The organism is Aquamicrobium ahrensii (genome assembly GCF_040545755.1).
Lineage (GTDB): Bacteria > Pseudomonadota > Alphaproteobacteria > Rhizobiales > Rhizobiaceae > Mesorhizobium > Mesorhizobium ahrensii.
On sequence record NZ_JBEPMN010000001.1, the window covers coordinates 324954 to 340913 of the forward strand.

Sequence of the window (15960 nt, forward strand, 5' to 3'; positions counted from 1 at the left end):
AAGCGCCGGATTGGTGGACCATGGCGCAGACACTGGCAAGAGCGCATGGCGCGGCACGCCGTCGCGCCGCTTTAGCTTGCGCCAGCTTCGCTCAGGCCCTATGCGAAGGCAACTGAAAGGACGAAAAGATGCCGGTTCGCCTCAAAAAACTGATTGGAACGATCCTGCTGGTGCTTCTCGTCGTGGTTTATTCCATCGTCGCAACGCTGATCGCTGTGGCGCAGCTTTCGCAATCCGGCCCGGTCGTCCACCTGCTGTTCTTCCTAATCGGAGGTCTGGTCTGGATCTTGCCGGCCATGCTGATCATCAAATGGATGATCAGGGAGCCGAAGACGCGCCGGGCAAATAACAGCTAGCTCGAAGGCGACCGCGCCGCCTCCGTGGCGGCGATCGCCTGTTTCAGCCGGTCATCGCGACCATAGATATCCCCAAAATACTCCATTTTGCCGGCCATGTCCGGCCAGGCGGTGAAATAGGCGACATAGACCGGAATCCGGCGCGTCACCTTTTCAGTCGAATGGCCCTTTCCGAGCTTGTCGGCGATATGCTCGACGGACGTGCCGAGCACGGCTGCGGCCATGCCGCGCGGGTCCTGCAAGCGCACGCAGCCATGGCTCAGAGCGCGCATGTCGCGCTGGAAATAGGCCTTTTGCGGCGTGTCATGCATGTAGATGGCATGCTTGTTGGGGAACAGGATTTTCAGCTCCCCCAAGGCATTCGCCTCGCTTGGGGCCTGCCGCACATTGAACGGCACCCTGCCCCCATATTGCGACCAGTCGATCGACGATGAGGGAATGCGTTTGCCCTTCGAGTCGGTCACCTCATATCCCGCCCGGTCGAGATAGCCCGGATCGCTGCGCAATCTGGGCAGCATCTCGTTGACGATGATCGACTGGGGCACACCCCAATAGGGATTATAATCGACCTGCTTGATTTCGTCATAGAAGAAGCTGGTCTGATTGCTGACGCTACCGACGACGGTGCGCGTCTTCAGCTTTTCCTCACCGCCCTCGATATAGCTTGCCGTGAAGGCCGGCTGATTGATGAATACGCGGGGATTGCCAAGATCGGAGGGCAGCCAGCGTAGCTGCTCCATGGCGATGCGCACCTTCGCCAGCCTGTCGGCTTTTGTTTCGCCGGCTATCGCGGCGACCGTGCGTGCGCCGATGATACCGTCCGGCTTGAGGCCGGCCTTTTTCTGCACGTCCTCGAAAACCGGCGTCAGATCCGGCTCGTAGACCTCGCTGGCCGCAAGACGCGCCAACACCTCGCCATGGCGCGCTCGCATTTCGTCGTCGATGTCGCGCTGGATCAATGTCAGCAGCTTCGGCAATTCGGCGCTCGACTGTCCCGGCTTCAGCAACAGCCCGGGCTCGACCGTGATGTCATTCTCCGCGCTCGATTCCAAAGCCTCCAGTTCGACCCGCAAGGCTTCGTATTCCGGATTCTGCGGATGACGCGACTCCAGATAGGCGCGCACTTCCTTGGTGTTCGCCAGAATGCCGAGCACGCCAGCAAGATTTATGGGCTTTTCCGGAAAGTCGTAATAGCCGGAAATGCGGTTCGGCTGGATGCGGCCCTGCCTCGCATCGCGCGCATAACGGAGCACGCGCGCCGACAGCGTCATCTCGAAACGGATCAGCTCGGCGCGATCGGCGGTCTGCCCCGCATTCGGCGCTTCGACCACGTAATCCGCGGGCAAAAAGCCATGGCTCGACGCGTCGCTCAGAACCCGTATCGCTTCCCGCGCCTTTTCATCAAGCGCGCCGTTTGAAATCCATATGAAATCCGGATTAGCCGAATAGTACTCCACCAGCGCCCTGGCGATGGCCGGCTCGGCCAGCAGTTCGAAGCCCTCCAGCGCGGACACAGAACCGGCGAAGGTCTCATCGGCATCGGCGGGAGAGAAAGCAGCTTTTTGCGGCGTCTCGGTCAGCGCTGTGAAATCAACTCGTGTCAGCTTGTCCGGCTTGTAGGCATTATAGGTCGGGGCGGAAATCTTCTTGATCGGAGCAGCCGCTTTCGGCTTCGGCGGTGGCGGAAATTCGCCTTGCATCGGTGCGGAATGCCGCTTCGATGGGCCGCCGAACAGCATGTCCATGAGGGTCTGGGCGCTCGCCGGCTGCGCCGACAGCGCTATGCCGCTTCCCAACAGGGTTACGGATGCAAACCACGCGGCCTTTTTGAACTGCCTCATGAGCGATCACCTGTTTCGCAAACACATCGTCCGCACCGGAACCGGAGGCCCGGCACGCAGCTGTGACTATATTGATTCACTGCGATTTGGTTAAATTTGATTGAACTTTCCGCTGCGGGTGGCCAGCCGAAGCGCGCTGTGCCATCTATTTTGGCCAATGCGCGAATGTGGAGGAACGATGCATGAAGAAGGGATTCAGAGCCTTGCTCGACGAGGCGAACGCCGAGGTGGAGGCGATTTCGCCCCATGAAGCAGAAAAACTTCTTGGCGATGAAAAGATTACCTTCGTGGACCTGCGGGACCCGCGCGAGATCGAACGGGAAGGCGACATTCCGGGAGCCCGGCATTGCACCCGCGGCATGCTGGAATTCTGGATTGATCCCGAAAGCCCCTATCACAAGCCCTTCTTCGCCAGCGGCAACACCTTTGTATTCTTCTGCGCCGGCGGCTGGCGCTCCGCACTGGCGGCCAAGACAGCACAGGATATGGGGCTTGAACCGGTCAAGCACATCGAAGGCGGCTTCGGAGCATGGAAAAAGGCCGGGCTTCCGGTCGAACCTGCCAAACCGAAAGTCTGAATCTCAATGTAGCGATACGGGAGCTTCATGCCGGCGGCTGACGAAATTCACCGCCCGCTCGATCACGGCAGGATCGGCCAGAATGCGCCGATGGCCGAGCCCTTGCGCCCAGCAGATATCGACATGCGGCCCGGCTTCGGCGAGGGCCTTCGCCTGATTGGCCGGAACCTCGCGATCGTCCGGAGCATGTACGATCAGGGTTGGCAGACGCAACATGGCCAGTTGACGATCGCCCATGAACTCATCGAGCCGCCGCCCGGAAAGACGCCGCACGCTCTCCGCCAGGCTCGCCTGCGCGCGCGGCCCGACATTGAGCTGGCGGCTGTAACCTTCGAATACCGACGGGAGAGAGTTCGGCGCTGCGATGAGCACCAGGCGTTTCGTCTCCAAAGGCGGTATCCCGGGCATGAAGCCTGCGGCTGCGTTCAAGGACACCGCCCCGCCGAACGAATGCCCGATTACCGCCTCGAACGGCCCGAACCATTGGCCGGCCATATGCGCCGCCTCAACGGCGTTCATGAGCGTCAGCTTCCTGCCGCCGGACTGGCCATGGCCGGGAAGATCAAGCGAAATCACCCTGTAACCAGCATCACGATAGCCCGCGATGAGGAAGCGCATATATTCCGTGCGGGAACGCCAACCATGCAGTACAAGCACTGTGCCTGCACGCCGCGCCGGAACTTCCGCTCGAAATTCATATGCCGTAACACGCCCCGCCGGGGTCGTCAGGCAATGCCGGCGGGCGTTCTGCATGAAATCGCCTGCCGCCGCCACGGCGATACGCTCCTTTGGCGTCAGCTTGCGAGGATCCGGGGTGCGGCAGAACAATTCGAACGCGGCGCGACCGGCAAGGCTCGGCGCCACCTTTTCTCCCACACCAAACATGCACCGGATGACCTTCTGCGGAAATGGTGCCATAGTGCGAAATCCGAAACTAGTTCAATGATGAACAAACATTAGTTCAAGAATGAACAATAAGCAAGAGCTTCCCTGGGATAACCCCCGTTTCCGCAACTGGGTGGCTGTGGCCCGTGCCTGCCACGCACTCGAACGCACGCTTGCGGCCCGGCTGGCGCCGCTGGATTTGAAGCCAGCCCAACTCGATGTGCTGATGAACCTCTATCGCCATCCCGGCATGTCGCAGCACGACCTAGCCCGCAAACTGCTGGTGGGCCGTTCCAACATCACCATGCTCCTGCCGCAGCTTGAAAAGCGTAGGCTGGTTCTCCGTGAGAGCGACCCACGCGACAAGCGCATCCTGCGCCTTGCCCTCACCGATGCAGGAACGACGCTGCTGATGGAGGCGCTGAAAATCTACAACGCCCTTATCGAACTGGCGATGGCCGAATCGTCCCCCGCCCAATGCGATGTTATGGGTGATCAGATGCGGCGCATCACGGATGTGCTCGACAAGGCTCGCGAGGCTGAAGCGCTACATCAAAAACATCCGGACAAGCCGTCAACATATTGAAATTTATACTCTTAATTACCGCCGATCGCGGCTCATGCCTTTCTGCGCCAACTCGTCAAGATAGGCCTGCCAGCGGGCCTCTTTCTGCTCGCCAAGCTCGTTGAGATAGATCCAGGTGAAGATACCGGTGTCATGGAAATCGTCGAAGGTGATGCGCACCGCATAGTTGCCGACCGGGTCCATGCGCGTGATCATCACACCACGCTTGCCCGGAACGGTGACCCGTTGCTCGGGCGAATGCCCCTGCACTTCCGCCGAAGGTGAAAGCACCCGCAGCATCTCCGCCGGCAGTTCGACAGGATCGCGACCGGGAAACGTGATCGTCAACAGCCTGCGGTCCTTCGAAACCCGCAATTCGCTCGGTGCGGTCATGGCGGCATCCTTCTCAATGAGTCCGCCTATCAATACAGGACCCCAATGCCCGCTTCCACACAGGAAGACATGTCGCGAAAGAAGCGGCAATTCGTCTTGAACAGGGCGGTGTTTCGTATCACATAAGAGTATATAACGGTTGCATTAACCTGCGACGGGAAATCTGGAACGCGCAATGGACATGATCGACCCTTTCGGTCGCGCCATCACCTATCTCAGGGTCTCGGTTACGGATCGCTGTGACTTCCGATGCGTCTACTGCATGGCGGAAGATATGGCCTTCCTGCCCAGGAAAGACCTGCTTTCGCTCGAGGAGCTCGACCGGCTCTGCACGGTGTTCATAGAAAAGGGCGTTCGTAAGTTACGACTTACCGGCGGCGAGCCGCTGGTGCGCAAGAACATCATGCACCTCGTGCGCGAGCTCTCCCGCCATCTGCGAAGCGGCGCGCTGGAGGAGCTTACCCTCACCACCAACGGTTCACAGCTTTCGCGTTTCGCTCACGAACTGGCGGATGCCGGCGTGCGTCGCATCAACGTCTCCCTCGATACGCTCGATCCTGAAAAATTCCATGCCATCACGCGCTGGGGCCACCTCGACAAGGTTCTGGCCGGCATCGACGCCGCACAGGCCGCCGGCCTCAGCATCAAGATCAACGCAGTCGCCTTGCGCGGCTTCAACGATATGGAACTGCCAGAAATGCTGCGCTGGGCTCATGGCCGCGGCATGGACCTGACTGTTATCGAGACCATGCCCATGGGAGAGATCGACGCGGACCGGACGGATCAGTATTTGCCGCTTTCCGTACTGCGCGCGCAGCTAGAGCGCCAGTTCACGCTGACTGACATTCCCTTCAAGACCGGTGGCCCCGCCCGCTATGCCGAAGTGGAGGAAACCGGGGGGCGTCTCGGCTTCATCACGCCCATGACCCACAATTTCTGCGAAAGCTGCAATCGCGTGCGCCTCACCTGCACCGGAACGCTTTACATGTGCCTGGGCCAGGAAGACGCGGCCGATCTTCGGGCCCCGCTGCGCGCCTCAGAAGCCAACGAGCTTCTCTCGGCGGCGATCGACGAAGCTATCGGCCGCAAGCCCAAGGGGCATGACTTCATCATAGACAGGCGCACCAACCGCCCCTCTGTCTCCCGCCACATGAGCGTAACCGGCGGCTGATCGGTTCTTTTCCCCGTCATGGGCCATTGCCGATCGCGGTTTGGCTGGTAAGGCTTCGGAAGCCAGTCAACGGGGGCGCGTCCTTGAATATGTCCAGCAATATGCGTGGCGCCGCCTATATGGTCATCGCCATGGTCAGTTTCGCGACCAATGACGCCATCACCAAGCTTATGACGGAATCGATCAGCGTCGCTCAAGTCATGCTGGTGAGAGGCCTTTTCGCCTCCGCCGTCATCGCGTTCATAGGCTGGCGAAGCGGCGCTTTCTCGCAGATGAGCATGATCCGGCAGCCGCTGGTCGCTCTGCGCTCGGTAAGCGAAGTGGCGGCGACGGTCACTTTCCTGCTGGCGCTGGCCCATCTTCCTATCGCCAATGTCTCCGCCGTGCTGCAAGCCCTTCCGCTTGCAGTCAGCATGGGCGCGGCACTCGCACTCGGGCAAAGCGTCGGCTGGCGCAGATGGCTTGCCATTTGCGCGGGTTTTACGGGTGTCATCATCACTGTACGGCCGGGTTATGAAGGCTTCAGCGCCTACTCGCTGTACGCGCTCGCCAGCGTAGGCTTTTGCACGGTGCGCGATCTGGCCACCAGCCGCCTTCCATCGAACATTCCCACACATCTGGTTTCCACCATCACGTCGATCTCCGTGACGGTTACCGGCGCCATCCTGCTCAATCCGATGGGTGGATGGAGTTCCATGGAAATCTCAGGTACAGCGCTTCTGGCGCTCAGCGCCGCGCTGCTGCTTCTGGGCTACAATTTCATCATAACGGCCATGCGCGTGGGCGAAGTCTCGTTCATCGCCCCCTTCCGCTACACATCGCTGTTGTGCTCGATCCTGCTCGGCATGATCCTGTTTTCGGAGTTTCCTGACCTGCCCATGATCGTCGGCGCGGCGATCATTGTCGCCTCCGGTCTCTATACGCTTTATCGTGAGCATGCTGTTGGCCGATACAAGACCGCGGCCGAGAGCGCGGGTCCGAGCATGGGGCCCGACGGCATATAGGAGCTGGCGGAATGCCTGATTCGATAGCAGGAATCATTCTGGCCGGCGGCCTCTCAAGCCGCATGGGGGGCGGCGACAAGCCCCTGCTGGAGCTGAACGGAAAACCGGTTCTGCATCACATCATCGGCCGCATAAGCCCACAGGTCGGTGCGCTGGCGCTCAACGCCAATGGCGACCTCGACCGGTTCGCCGCATTCGGGCTGCCGGTGCTGCCGGACACGACGCCCGGCTTTCCCGGTCCATTGGCGGGGGTGCTGGCCGGTCTGGAATGGATCGAAGCGCAACAGACCCATCAGGCGCTCGTGACCGTGGCGGGAGATACGCCTTTCCTGCCGTTCGATCTGGTCGCCCGGCTTTCTGCCGCAAGAAGCAACAACCCTCAGGCGATCGCCATTGCGGGTTCCGGCGGTCGTGACCACCCGGTTTTCGGCCTCTGGCCGGCGGGAATGTCCGCGCCACTGCGTAGCTATTTGATCGGAGGGGGCAGAAAGGTGCTCGATTTCATCCGATCAAGGCCATTCGTCTCGGTGAATTTTGACGCCCACGACGGAATCGATCCGTTCTTCAACATCAATACGCCTGATGATCTGGCCGAAGCGCGACGCCTCATAACGGAGAGCCACGAATGATCCAGCGTATCTTTGGCGTCACGGGATGGAAGAATTCCGGCAAGACGACCCTCACCGAGCGGCTCGTCAGCGAACTGGTTTCCCGCGGATGGAAGGTCTCCACCGTCAAGCATGCGCATCACGGCTTCGACATCGACAAGGCTGGCACCGACAGCTTTCGCCACCGGGAGGCGGGAGCCCGAGAAGTCGCCATCGTCTCCGGCCGCCGCTGGGCGCTGATGCATGAACTCGATGGCGACGAAGAACCGGCGCTTGGCGAAATCCTTGCGCGTCTCGCTCCATGCGACATCGTTCTTGTCGAAGGCTACAAGCAGGAATCGCATATCAAGATCGAGGCGCGCCGGCGCGGCGCGCGTGATCATACGCCCCTGTCACAGAACGATCCCAACATCATCGCAGTGGCCGCCGATCACCCGCAGCCGCACGAGAGGCTGCCGGTGTTCGATATCGATGACATTCCAACGATTGCCGACTTCATCGAGACTTCAGTGCGGCTGAATATCTAGCCTGTCCGACATCTCTGTCGCAGCCGCCTGAAGAGGGTGCCGCCACGTAATCGGGCAGCAGCGTGGTGGTGGTTTTTAGTGTTGCTTTTCCAGCAAAAACAATGGGAGTATCCCCTTATCGCGGTCGGAAGAGCCGCTTGCGAATGTCGCTTCGATATTCGCGATAACCAGAGAGGAACACCATGAGGTTTGGAAAATACGTGCTTATTGCAACCGCAAGCGCGTTGTTCGCGCTTGGTTCGGCTCACGCGCAGGAAGAAGTCGTCCGCATTGGCACGGAAGGGGCGTATCCTCCTTTCAACAACCTGACTTCCGATGGCAAGCTCGAAGGGTTCGACGTCGACATCGCACAGGCTCTTTGCGATGAAATGAAGGTCAAGTGCGAGTTCATCACGCAAGATTGGGACGGCATCATCCCGGCTCTTCAGGCTGGCAAGTTCGACGCCATTATCGCATCCATGTCGATCACGCCGGAGCGGCTGCAACAGGTCGACTTCACCAATAAGTACTACAACACGCCGCCCGCCCTCGCCGTGCCGAAAGACAGCGACATCAAGGGCGTCGCCAAGGAAGATCTGGCGGGCAAGACGATCGGTGCGCAGGCCTCCACCACCCACTTCAACTATTCGACGGTGACCTATACCGACAGCACCGTAAAACCCTACCCGACAGCTCAGGAATATCAGCTCGATCTCGCCAACGGCCGTCTCGACGCCGCCAACGACGATATCATCGCACTTTCCCAGTGGCTGGATTCGCCCGATGGCGCCTGCTGCAAGCTGGCTGGAACGATAACTTCTGTCGATGAGATTCACGGTCCAGGCGCCGGCATCGCCATCCGCAAGGGCCAGACCGAGTTGCGGGACCGCTTTAACGTAGCGATCGCCGCCATTCGGGAAAATGGAAAATACAAGGAAATCAACGACAAATATTTCAAGTTTGATGTATATGGTGATTAACGGAATAGTCTGGCGGCAGGCGACGTGACCCAGACCACATTGTCGATCCTGCACTCGCGTGCCGGATCGACAGCAACTGAAAACAAAAAGATGCGGGCGGGGCAATGCAGAGCGTTTGGACGCTGCTGAGCTGGGGGCCGAACGGCTGGCTGGACGAGATCGCCTATGGCGTCTTCATCACCGTCAGCCTGGCTCTGGCCACGCTTCCGGTGGGTCTGCTCATCGGCTTCCTGATCGCGGTCGCGAAACAGTCGCAGGAGCGCTCGCTGAGACTGGCCGCGGACATCTACACCACCATTTTCCGCGGCCTGCCGGAATTGCTGACCCTGTTTCTGGTGTTTTACGGCGCGCAGATCGGCATCCAGCAGGTCGTTCGGTTTTTCAATCCGAACGCCAGCATCGAGGTCAACAGCTTCGTTTCAGGCATGATCGCGCTCGGCGTGGTGTTCTCCTCCTATGCCAGCGAAGTGTTCCTGTCGGCGTTCAGAGCTATTCCCCTGGGGCAGTATGAAGGCGGCTACGCCATCGGGCTTTCCAAATTCCAGACAATGCGGCTCGTCGTGCTGCCGCAACTTGTACGCATCGCTCTGCCGGGCCTCTCCAATCTTTGGCTGATCCTGCTCAAGGACACGTCGCTTGTTTCGGCCATCGGGCTGACAGACATATTGCGTCAGGCAGGCGTCGCCGCACGCGTCACCAAGCAGGCCTTCCTGTTCTTCGGCTTCGCCACCCTGGTTTATCTCGGACTGGCCATCCTGTCCTCAATCGGCATCGGCCTCATCGAACGCCGGGTCAACAAGCAGGAGGTTCAGCGATGAGCGCCGTTGACCCTGCCGCCAGCGAAGTGCTGCGTCCGCCTCCACCACCGCACGGCTGGCCACGCGAACGCGTCGTCGGCTACATTCTCGTTGCCCTGTGGGCGCTGGCGCTCGTTGGTCTCGTCGCCTACCTCATCTCGGCATGGAAGCCGGATATGTTCTGGAGATACGCGCCGGGCTATCTGTCCGGTGTATGGGTGACCATCAAGCTGGTGGCGATTTCGGTGGTCATCGGTGCGCTGTTGTCTGTCCCGGTCGCTTATGGGCGCATGTCGCGCAATCCGATAATCGCCAGCTTCGCCTATGCCTATGTCTATTTCTTCCGCGGCACGCCGCTGCTGGCGCAGGCCTTCCTTGTCTACTATGGGTTCGGATCGTTCCGCCCGCAACTCGACGCCATCGGGCTATGGAGTTTCTTTCGCGACGCCTTCAACTGCGCGCTGTTCGCATTCTCGCTGAACACCGCGGCCTATCAGGCCGAAATCCTGCGCGGCGCCATACAAAGCGTATCCAAAGGTCAGTGGGAAGGCGCCGAGTCACTCGGACTTCCCCGTCTGCTCACGCTGCGCAAGGTGATCTTTCCGCAAGCGCTGATCGTGGCCCTGAGGCCGTATGGCAATGAGCTGATCCTCATGATCAAGGGCTCCGCCATCGTCGCCATCATCACCGTCTACGATCTGATGGGCGTGACCCGTCTTACCTATTCCCGCACTTTCGACTTCCAGGCCTATCTGTGGGCCGCGATCATCTATCTGCTGATTGTGGAAACCCTGCGCCACGGGGTCGACTGGGTCGAGAAACGCATCACACGCCACCTCAAGCGCTGACTCCCCTTACCCGCAACAATGCTTTAAGACGCAAGCGTGCTTGCGTGAAAGGACTTCGATAATGGCAACAGTAGCTTTCCTTGGTCTCGGCGTGATGGGCTATCCGATGGCGGGCCATCTGAAAAACAAGGGCGGCCACGACGTTACCGTATACAACCGCACCTCCGCCAAGGCCGAACGCTGGGTCGCCGAACATGGCGGCCAGTTCGCCAGCACCCCCGCTGAAGCGGCGGAAGGCAAGGATTTCGTTTTTGCGTGCGTTGGAAACGACGACGATCTGCGTTCGGTGACGATCGGCCCTGACGGCGCTTTCAGCACTATGAAGAAAGGCGCGATTTTCATCGACAATACCACCGCGTCCGCTGAGGTTGCGCGTGAACTTTCCGCCCGGGCCGCGGAAGCCGGATTCTCGTTCCTCGACGCGCCCGTCTCGGGCGGCCAGGCCGGCGCTGAAAACGGCGTCCTGACGGTCATGGTTGGCGGCGAAGAGGCGGCGTTCAATCGCGCCCGCCCGGTCATCGATTCCTTTGCCCGCATGGTCGGCCTGATGGGGGCGGCCGGCGCCGGCCAGCTCACCAAGATGATCAACCAGATCGCCATTGCCGGGCTTGTGCAAGGGCTGGCCGAAGGAATCCATTTCGGCAAAAAGGCCGGCCTGGATATCGAAAAAGTGGTCGAGGTCATAGCAAGGGGCGCTGCGGGTTCCTGGCAAATGGAAAATCGCCACAAGACTATGAATGAAGACAAATACGACTTCGGCTTTGCGGTAGACTGGATGCGCAAGGACCTCGGCATTTGCCTTGCCGAAGCGAACCGCAACGGCGCTACCCTCCCGGTAACGGCGCTGGTCGATCAGTTCTACAAGGACGTTCAGTCCATGGGTGGCGGTCGCTGGGACACCTCGTCGCTGCTTGCACGACTCGAGCGTTGAATCCCGGATTTATCCGTTCAAATGCGGCTTTCTTGCTTGCCGACACCTTATAATCCGATAATCATTGCAAACCATGGCAAGCATCTCGCAAGAATCACGGAAAACGGCCCTCGACCGCATCGACATCGCCATTCTGGATACGTTGCAGAAGGACGGGCGCATTCCCAACGCTGCGCTGGCTGAAAAGGTCGGACTGTCGCAGTCGGCATGCTCGCGCCGGCTCGACAACCTTGAGCGGTCCGGCACCATCCGGGGCTATCATGCCCGGTTGTCAAACGCCGCTCTGGGTCACCACACAACGGTGATTGTCCATATCTCGCTGTCGGGCCAGTTCGAAAAGACGCTGTCCGATTTCGAGGCGGCCATCAAGCGTTGCCCGAACGTATTATCCTGCCATCTCATGTCCGGCGAATACGACTACATATTGCGTATCGCCGCGCGCGATCTGGCCGACTACGAGCGCATCCACAAGGAATGGCTATCGGCCATGCCCCATGTGACACGCATCAATTCATCCTTTGCGTTGCGCGAAGTGGTGGACCGAACCGCGCTCGGCATGAAACCGGAAATGGCGTAAATCCACCCTGAGCGACGGCCTCCGCCGCTCTATTTGGCGGCGACGACGACTGGCCGTCCCTCAATCGCCAGCGCCATACGACGCCCCAGCACCTTGCCCAGTTGTGCGACGCGCGCCGCAGGCCGCTCGCCGGAGAGGCCGGCAAGATTGGAGGGCAGCACGATCGCCAGTGTGCCGTCTTCGCGTCTGTCCCACTTCAATTGCGGGATCACGCCGGGCATGGCCGCCGACAGCAGATACACCACTCGCAGCGTGCCGGCGAGAATACGTGCGCGCTCAAGATAGCGCGGCGTCGCCAGCAACCGGATCTCGGCCGCCGATTCGCTGAACAGCCCCTCGTGACGGAAGAGATTCGTCAGCGCCAGATAGGCGCGCCCGGGGTGGTTCACGCCCAGAAATGAGGCATGCGAGATAATGTTGAGCGATTGCGTGCCCCGGTATTCGGGATGCGCGCGCCAGCCAATATCGGCCAGCAGGCAGGCCGCCTTGCGATAACGCGCCTCATCCACCGTTTCCTCGACGCCGAACATCTCGAAAGCCCGTCCTGTCCAGTCGGCCAGTTCCCGCGCATGGGTGAAGGAGCGGGAGCGCAGGCGCGCGAGTTCTTCACAGGCTGAAAGCAACGGATCGGTCTGCTGCTCGCCCGGCGTGAGCAGCGAATGGAGATATCCTTCGCGCACACCAACGGCCGAGACCACGATGCGCGCCGGATTCATGGCGCAGATAATTTCCTTCTGCACGATTGCGCCATAAGGCAACAGGGCGCGGCGCGCCTTGGAGACGCCTTCGATCCCTTTAATACGCTCCAGATTGCCCTTCGCCACCTGCTTCAGGAACGGCAGGGCGCTTGCCGTATCGATCTCGTAATGGTGCATCACATCCAGCGGATAGCCGGTCTTTTCCATATGCAGGCGGGCGAGGTTTCGCCAGGTCCCGCCAACCGCATAGAAAGTGCGCCCCTGCCCTGCCTTCAACAGCCCGGCTCTGGTCACCTCCGTGCGTGCGATCTTCGCCGCCAGATCGAGTGAATTTCCGGCCATGTCCTGAAGTCGCAGTCCTCCAAGCGGCAAGGTTATGCCGTCCCCGATGCTTTCGCCGTCTATATCGACCAGTTCGAGGCTGCCGCCGCCCAGATCGCCGGCAATGCCATTGGCCGGCTGAAAGCCGGAGATTACCCCGAGCGCGGAGTAGTAAGCCTCCTGTCTGCCGCTCAGAACATGGATTTCTGTGCCCAGAACCTCTTCGGCCCGATGGATGAAGTCCGGACCGTTTTCCGCCTCGCGTGCTGCGGCGGTGGCCACGACGTGCATGTGCACAGCGCCTGCCTGATCGGAAAGCGCGCGGAAGCGGCGAAACTCCTCCATCGCCCGCGTTACGGCGTCGGGGTCTAGCCTGCCGGTGGAGACAATGCCGCGACCGAGGCCGGCGAGCATCTTTTCATTGAACAGCACCGTCGGAGAACGCGCCAATCCTTCGTACACGACCAGACGGATCGAGTTGGAACCAATGTCGATGATCGAAACCGGACGCCTGTCCTGGAGCCGGCCTTGGGAAGCGGGAATCATCAGCCTGTCGTCGAAGCGGTTTTCTTGCGGCGCTTGAACTGGGCGATCCGCTTTGGCGCATGCGACTTCAAGGCGTCACCCCGTCCCGAAAGGCTGGGATTGGTCATGAAATATTCCTGCGCATTGAACGGCTCCTCGCCCTCTTCAAGCACCACCCGGCGCGACGTTCCATCGGGCAATACTTCGAAACTTTGCTGGTTGTCCACCAGATTGCCTAGCATGATCTGCCCCAGAATCTGCTCATGCACGGTCGGATTGGTGATCGGCACCATGGTTTCCACCCGCCGGTCCAGATTGCGCGGCATCATGTCGGCGGAGCTGATGTAGATGATCGCCTCATCCGAGGGCAGGCCATGGCCGTTGCCGAAGCAATAGATTCGGCTGTGTTCCAGAAAACGCCCGACGATGGATTTGACGCGGATGTTCTCCGACAGGCCCGGCACCTGTGGCCGCAGGCAGCAGATACCGCGCACGGCCAGATCAATTTCCACGCCGGCCCGGCTCGCCTCGTAGAGCGCATCGATGACCTGTGGATCGACGAGCGAATTCATCTTCATCCAGATACGCCCCGGCCGGCCCTCCCGCGTATGGCGAATCTCGTCCTCTATATGGGACAGGATCCGGCTGCGCAGGGTGAAGGGCGACATGGCGATCGTCATTTCCTCCGCCGGTTCCGCATAGCCGGTGATGAAATTGAATATCTGTGACACGTCGCGAGCGATCTGCGGGTCCGTCGTGAAGAATGACAGATCCGTATAGATGCGCGCCGTGATCGGATGGTAATTGCCGGTGCCAAGATGCACGTAGTTGCGCAGCTTTCCATCCTCACGCCGCACCACCAGCGACATCTTGGCGTGCGTTTTCAGTTCGAGGAAGCCAAACACGACCTGCACGCCCGCGCGCTCGAGATCGCGCGCCCAGCGGATATTGGCCTCCTCATCGAAGCGCGCCTTGAGCTCGACCAGCGCCGTAACCGATTTTCCCGCTTCGGCCGCATCGATGAGCGCACGCACGATCGGGCTGTCGTTCGATGTACGGTAAAGCGTCTGCTTGATCGCCACCACTTCGGGATCGAGCGCGGCCTGACGCAGGAACTGCACGACCACATCGAACGATTCATAGGGGTGATGGACGACGATGTCCTTCTCGCGAATGGCGGCGAAGCAATCGCCGCCATGCTCACGGATACGCTCGGGGAAGCGGGGATTGTAGGGCGTGAATTTCAGATCGTCGCGCGCCACACTGACGATCTCCGAAATCTGGTTGAGGGCCAGCGGACCTTCGATAACGCTGATGCGATTTCCGGCCACACCCAGTTCGCCCGCCACGAATTCCCGAAGGCTTTCCGGCATACGGCTGTCGAACTCGATGCGGATGACCGAGCCGCGCCGCCGGCGCTTGAGCGCGGTCTCGAACAGGCGCACCAGATCTTCCGATTCTTCCTCGACTTCGATATCGCTGTCACGAATGATCTGGAATGTGCCGGAGCCCTTTACTTCATAGCCGGGAAACAGACGCCCGATGTAGAGGCCCACCACATCTTCCAGCGGCGCGAAGCGCACGCGCCCCTTTCGGTCGGGCAGGCGAATGTAGCGCTTGAGCGCCGGCGGAAGGCGCAGAAGCGCGCTCATGTCTTCCCCTTCCCTCAGGTGGCGCAATTGAAGCGCCATCGAGAATCCGAGATTGGGAATGAAAGGGAACGGATGCGCCGGATCGATCGACAACGGGGTCAAAACCGGAAACACCTGCTCCCGGAAATAGTCTTCCAGCCAGACCTTCTCGTCCTTGGAGAGAGCCGAAACGCTCACCGTCTCAATGCCCTCCTTGTCGAGAAGCGCCATAAGTTCCGCGAAAATCTTCTGCTGATCCGACTGAAGCCGCTCCACCTCGCGCAGCACCTGCTCGAGCTGCTGTTCGGGCGTGCGTCCATCCGGGCTTTTCAATGTGATGCGCTGGCGAACCTGTCCGGCAAGGCCGGCCACACGAACCATGAAGAACTCGTCGAGATTTCCCGCGGAGATCGACAGAAAGCGAACCCGCTCCAGAAGCGGGTGGCGTTCATTACGCGCTTCCTCAAGCACGCGCCTGTTGAATTGCAGCCATGAAAACTCACGATTGACGAAGCGGTCCGGGTTCCCGCTCTCGTCTGCAGCCACGTCCAAGGTGTTGAATTCCGCCTGTTTCGGCCTCAATTCATTCATATCCGCGCTTTCCTAAGACCCGGCCGGTTCGGCGCCTTGCCGACCAGCCAGCCGGCTACATGTTTCACATTATCCTCTGGCAGGGTTTTGCGACAGTTTGATTTCACACGCTTGCAAAGAGCGGTCTTATGATCCAAACGCAGGATAACAGTTC

Annotated in this window: 17 protein-coding genes; 12 read left to right on the top strand and 5 right to left on the bottom strand. The window is 60.2% G+C overall.

Annotated features, from left to right (window positions below):
* Positions 1 to 128 precede the first annotated feature (128 nt).
* Positions 129 to 356, top strand: a complete 228-nt coding sequence (locus ABID44_RS01625; protein ID WP_354149931.1) for a DUF2842 domain-containing protein — start codon at positions 129 to 131, stop codon at positions 354 to 356.
* Here ABID44_RS01625 and ABID44_RS01630 read toward each other — a convergent pair.
* Entirely contained in the window at positions 353 to 2197 is a 1845-nt protein-coding gene (locus ABID44_RS01630; RefSeq protein WP_354149932.1) for a L,D-transpeptidase family protein, read from the bottom strand. The genes ABID44_RS01625 and ABID44_RS01630 overlap by 4 nt on opposite strands.
* 182 nt (positions 2198 to 2379) lie before the next feature.
* On the opposite strand from ABID44_RS01630, the gene ABID44_RS01635 reads away from it, so the two are divergent.
* Positions 2380 to 2775 (top strand): rhodanese-like domain-containing protein, encoded by a 396-nt coding sequence (locus ABID44_RS01635; RefSeq protein WP_354149933.1) that lies wholly within the window; start codon positions 2380 to 2382, stop codon positions 2773 to 2775.
* Between the two features lie 3 nt (positions 2776 to 2778).
* On the opposite strand, the gene ABID44_RS01640 is transcribed toward ABID44_RS01635, so the two are convergent.
* Complete coding sequence (locus tag ABID44_RS01640) at positions 2779 to 3693, bottom strand: alpha/beta hydrolase (protein WP_354149934.1); 915 nt, start codon at positions 3691 to 3693, stop codon at positions 2779 to 2781.
* A gap of 49 nt (positions 3694 to 3742) precedes the next feature.
* On the opposite strand from ABID44_RS01640, the gene ABID44_RS01645 reads away from it, so the two are divergent.
* On the top strand, positions 3743 to 4246 hold the full coding sequence (locus ABID44_RS01645) for a MarR family winged helix-turn-helix transcriptional regulator (RefSeq protein WP_354149935.1): 504 nt from the start codon (positions 3743 to 3745) through the stop codon (positions 4244 to 4246).
* Between the two features lie 15 nt (positions 4247 to 4261).
* Here the strand turns inward: ABID44_RS01645 and ABID44_RS01650 are convergent, their stop codons facing one another.
* Entirely contained in the window at positions 4262 to 4618 is a 357-nt protein-coding gene (locus ABID44_RS01650) for a gamma-butyrobetaine hydroxylase family protein (protein ID WP_354149936.1), read from the bottom strand.
* A gap of 175 nt (positions 4619 to 4793) precedes the next feature.
* Between ABID44_RS01650 and moaA the strand changes: the two genes are divergently transcribed.
* From moaA to ABID44_RS01695, 9 genes are all read left to right on the top strand, one after another.
* Positions 4794 to 5789 (top strand): GTP 3',8-cyclase MoaA, encoded by a 996-nt coding sequence (gene moaA, locus ABID44_RS01655; RefSeq protein WP_354149937.1) that lies wholly within the window; start codon positions 4794 to 4796, stop codon positions 5787 to 5789.
* Positions 5790 to 5872: 83 nt separating this feature from the next.
* A complete protein-coding gene (locus tag ABID44_RS01660) occupies positions 5873 to 6793 on the top strand; it encodes a DMT family transporter (RefSeq protein WP_354149938.1) in 921 nt (306 codons plus the stop codon).
* Positions 6794 to 6804: 11 nt separating this feature from the next.
* Positions 6805 to 7422 carry a molybdenum cofactor guanylyltransferase MobA gene (gene mobA, locus ABID44_RS01665; protein ID WP_354149939.1) on the top strand — a complete coding sequence of 206 codons (618 nt, stop codon included), beginning with the start codon at positions 6805 to 6807 and terminating at the stop codon, positions 7420 to 7422.
* On the top strand, positions 7419 to 7928 hold the full coding sequence (gene mobB / locus ABID44_RS01670) for a molybdopterin-guanine dinucleotide biosynthesis protein B (protein ID WP_354149940.1): 510 nt from the start codon (positions 7419 to 7421) through the stop codon (positions 7926 to 7928). Before mobA ends, mobB begins: the two co-directional genes overlap by 4 nt.
* 182 nt (positions 7929 to 8110) lie before the next feature.
* A complete protein-coding gene (locus tag ABID44_RS01675) occupies positions 8111 to 8887 on the top strand; it encodes an ABC transporter substrate-binding protein (protein ID WP_354149941.1) in 777 nt (258 codons plus the stop codon).
* 104 nt (positions 8888 to 8991) lie between these two features.
* Positions 8992 to 9705: an ABC transporter permease gene (locus tag ABID44_RS01680; protein ID WP_354149942.1), complete on the top strand. Its 714-nt coding sequence runs from the start codon at positions 8992 to 8994 to the stop codon at positions 9703 to 9705.
* Entirely contained in the window at positions 9702 to 10532 is an 831-nt protein-coding gene (locus ABID44_RS01685; RefSeq protein ID WP_354149943.1) for an ABC transporter permease, read from the top strand. The genes ABID44_RS01680 and ABID44_RS01685 overlap by 4 nt, the downstream gene beginning before the upstream one ends.
* A 61-nt stretch (positions 10533 to 10593) precedes the next feature.
* Positions 10594 to 11463, top strand: a complete 870-nt coding sequence (locus tag ABID44_RS01690; protein ID WP_354149944.1) for an NAD(P)-dependent oxidoreductase — start codon at positions 10594 to 10596, stop codon at positions 11461 to 11463.
* A gap of 73 nt (positions 11464 to 11536) precedes the next feature.
* The gene (locus ABID44_RS01695) at positions 11537 to 12040 is read left to right on the top strand and encodes an Lrp/AsnC family transcriptional regulator (RefSeq protein ID WP_354149945.1); all 504 of its coding nucleotides are present in this window, start codon (positions 11537 to 11539) and stop codon (positions 12038 to 12040) included.
* A gap of 29 nt (positions 12041 to 12069) precedes the next feature.
* Here ABID44_RS01695 and ppx read toward each other — a convergent pair whose 3' ends face one another.
* Both ppx and ABID44_RS01705 read right to left on the bottom strand, forming a co-directional pair.
* A complete protein-coding gene (ppx, locus tag ABID44_RS01700; RefSeq protein ID WP_354149946.1) occupies positions 12070 to 13605 on the bottom strand; it encodes an exopolyphosphatase in 1536 nt (511 codons plus the stop codon).
* Entirely contained in the window at positions 13605 to 15806 is a 2202-nt protein-coding gene (locus ABID44_RS01705) for an RNA degradosome polyphosphate kinase (protein ID WP_354149947.1), read from the bottom strand. The genes ppx and ABID44_RS01705 overlap by 1 nt, the downstream gene beginning before the upstream one ends.
* Positions 15807 to 15960 lie beyond the last annotated feature (154 nt).

Coding starts and splice junctions, on each gene's coding strand:
- ABID44_RS01635 (WP_354149933.1), top strand. CDS start 2,380: ATGAAGAAGGGATTCAGAGCCTTGCTCGACGAGGCGAACGCCGAGGTG.
- ABID44_RS01645 (WP_354149935.1), top strand. CDS start 3,743: ATGAACAATAAGCAAGAGCTTCCCTGGGATAACCCCCGTTTCCGCAAC.
- ABID44_RS01680 (WP_354149942.1), top strand. CDS start 8,992: ATGCAGAGCGTTTGGACGCTGCTGAGCTGGGGGCCGAACGGCTGGCTG.
- moaA (WP_354149937.1), top strand. CDS start 4,794: ATGGACATGATCGACCCTTTCGGTCGCGCCATCACCTATCTCAGGGTC.
- ABID44_RS01705 (WP_354149947.1), bottom strand. CDS start 15,806: ATGAATGAATTGAGGCCGAAACAGGCGGAATTCAACACCTTGGACGTG.
- ABID44_RS01675 (WP_354149941.1), top strand. CDS start 8,111: ATGAGGTTTGGAAAATACGTGCTTATTGCAACCGCAAGCGCGTTGTTC.
- ABID44_RS01625 (WP_354149931.1), top strand. CDS start 129: ATGCCGGTTCGCCTCAAAAAACTGATTGGAACGATCCTGCTGGTGCTT.
- ABID44_RS01690 (WP_354149944.1), top strand. CDS start 10,594: ATGGCAACAGTAGCTTTCCTTGGTCTCGGCGTGATGGGCTATCCGATG.
- ABID44_RS01695 (WP_354149945.1), top strand. CDS start 11,537: ATGGCAAGCATCTCGCAAGAATCACGGAAAACGGCCCTCGACCGCATC.
- ABID44_RS01685 (WP_354149943.1), top strand. CDS start 9,702: ATGAGCGCCGTTGACCCTGCCGCCAGCGAAGTGCTGCGTCCGCCTCCA.
- mobB (WP_354149940.1), top strand. CDS start 7,419: ATGATCCAGCGTATCTTTGGCGTCACGGGATGGAAGAATTCCGGCAAG.
- ABID44_RS01640 (WP_354149934.1), bottom strand. CDS start 3,693: ATGGCACCATTTCCGCAGAAGGTCATCCGGTGCATGTTTGGTGTGGGA.
- ppx (WP_354149946.1), bottom strand. CDS start 13,605: ATGATTCCCGCTTCCCAAGGCCGGCTCCAGGACAGGCGTCCGGTTTCG.
- ABID44_RS01630 (WP_354149932.1), bottom strand. CDS start 2,197: ATGAGGCAGTTCAAAAAGGCCGCGTGGTTTGCATCCGTAACCCTGTTG.
- mobA (WP_354149939.1), top strand. CDS start 6,805: ATGCCTGATTCGATAGCAGGAATCATTCTGGCCGGCGGCCTCTCAAGC.
- ABID44_RS01650 (WP_354149936.1), bottom strand. CDS start 4,618: ATGACCGCACCGAGCGAATTGCGGGTTTCGAAGGACCGCAGGCTGTTG.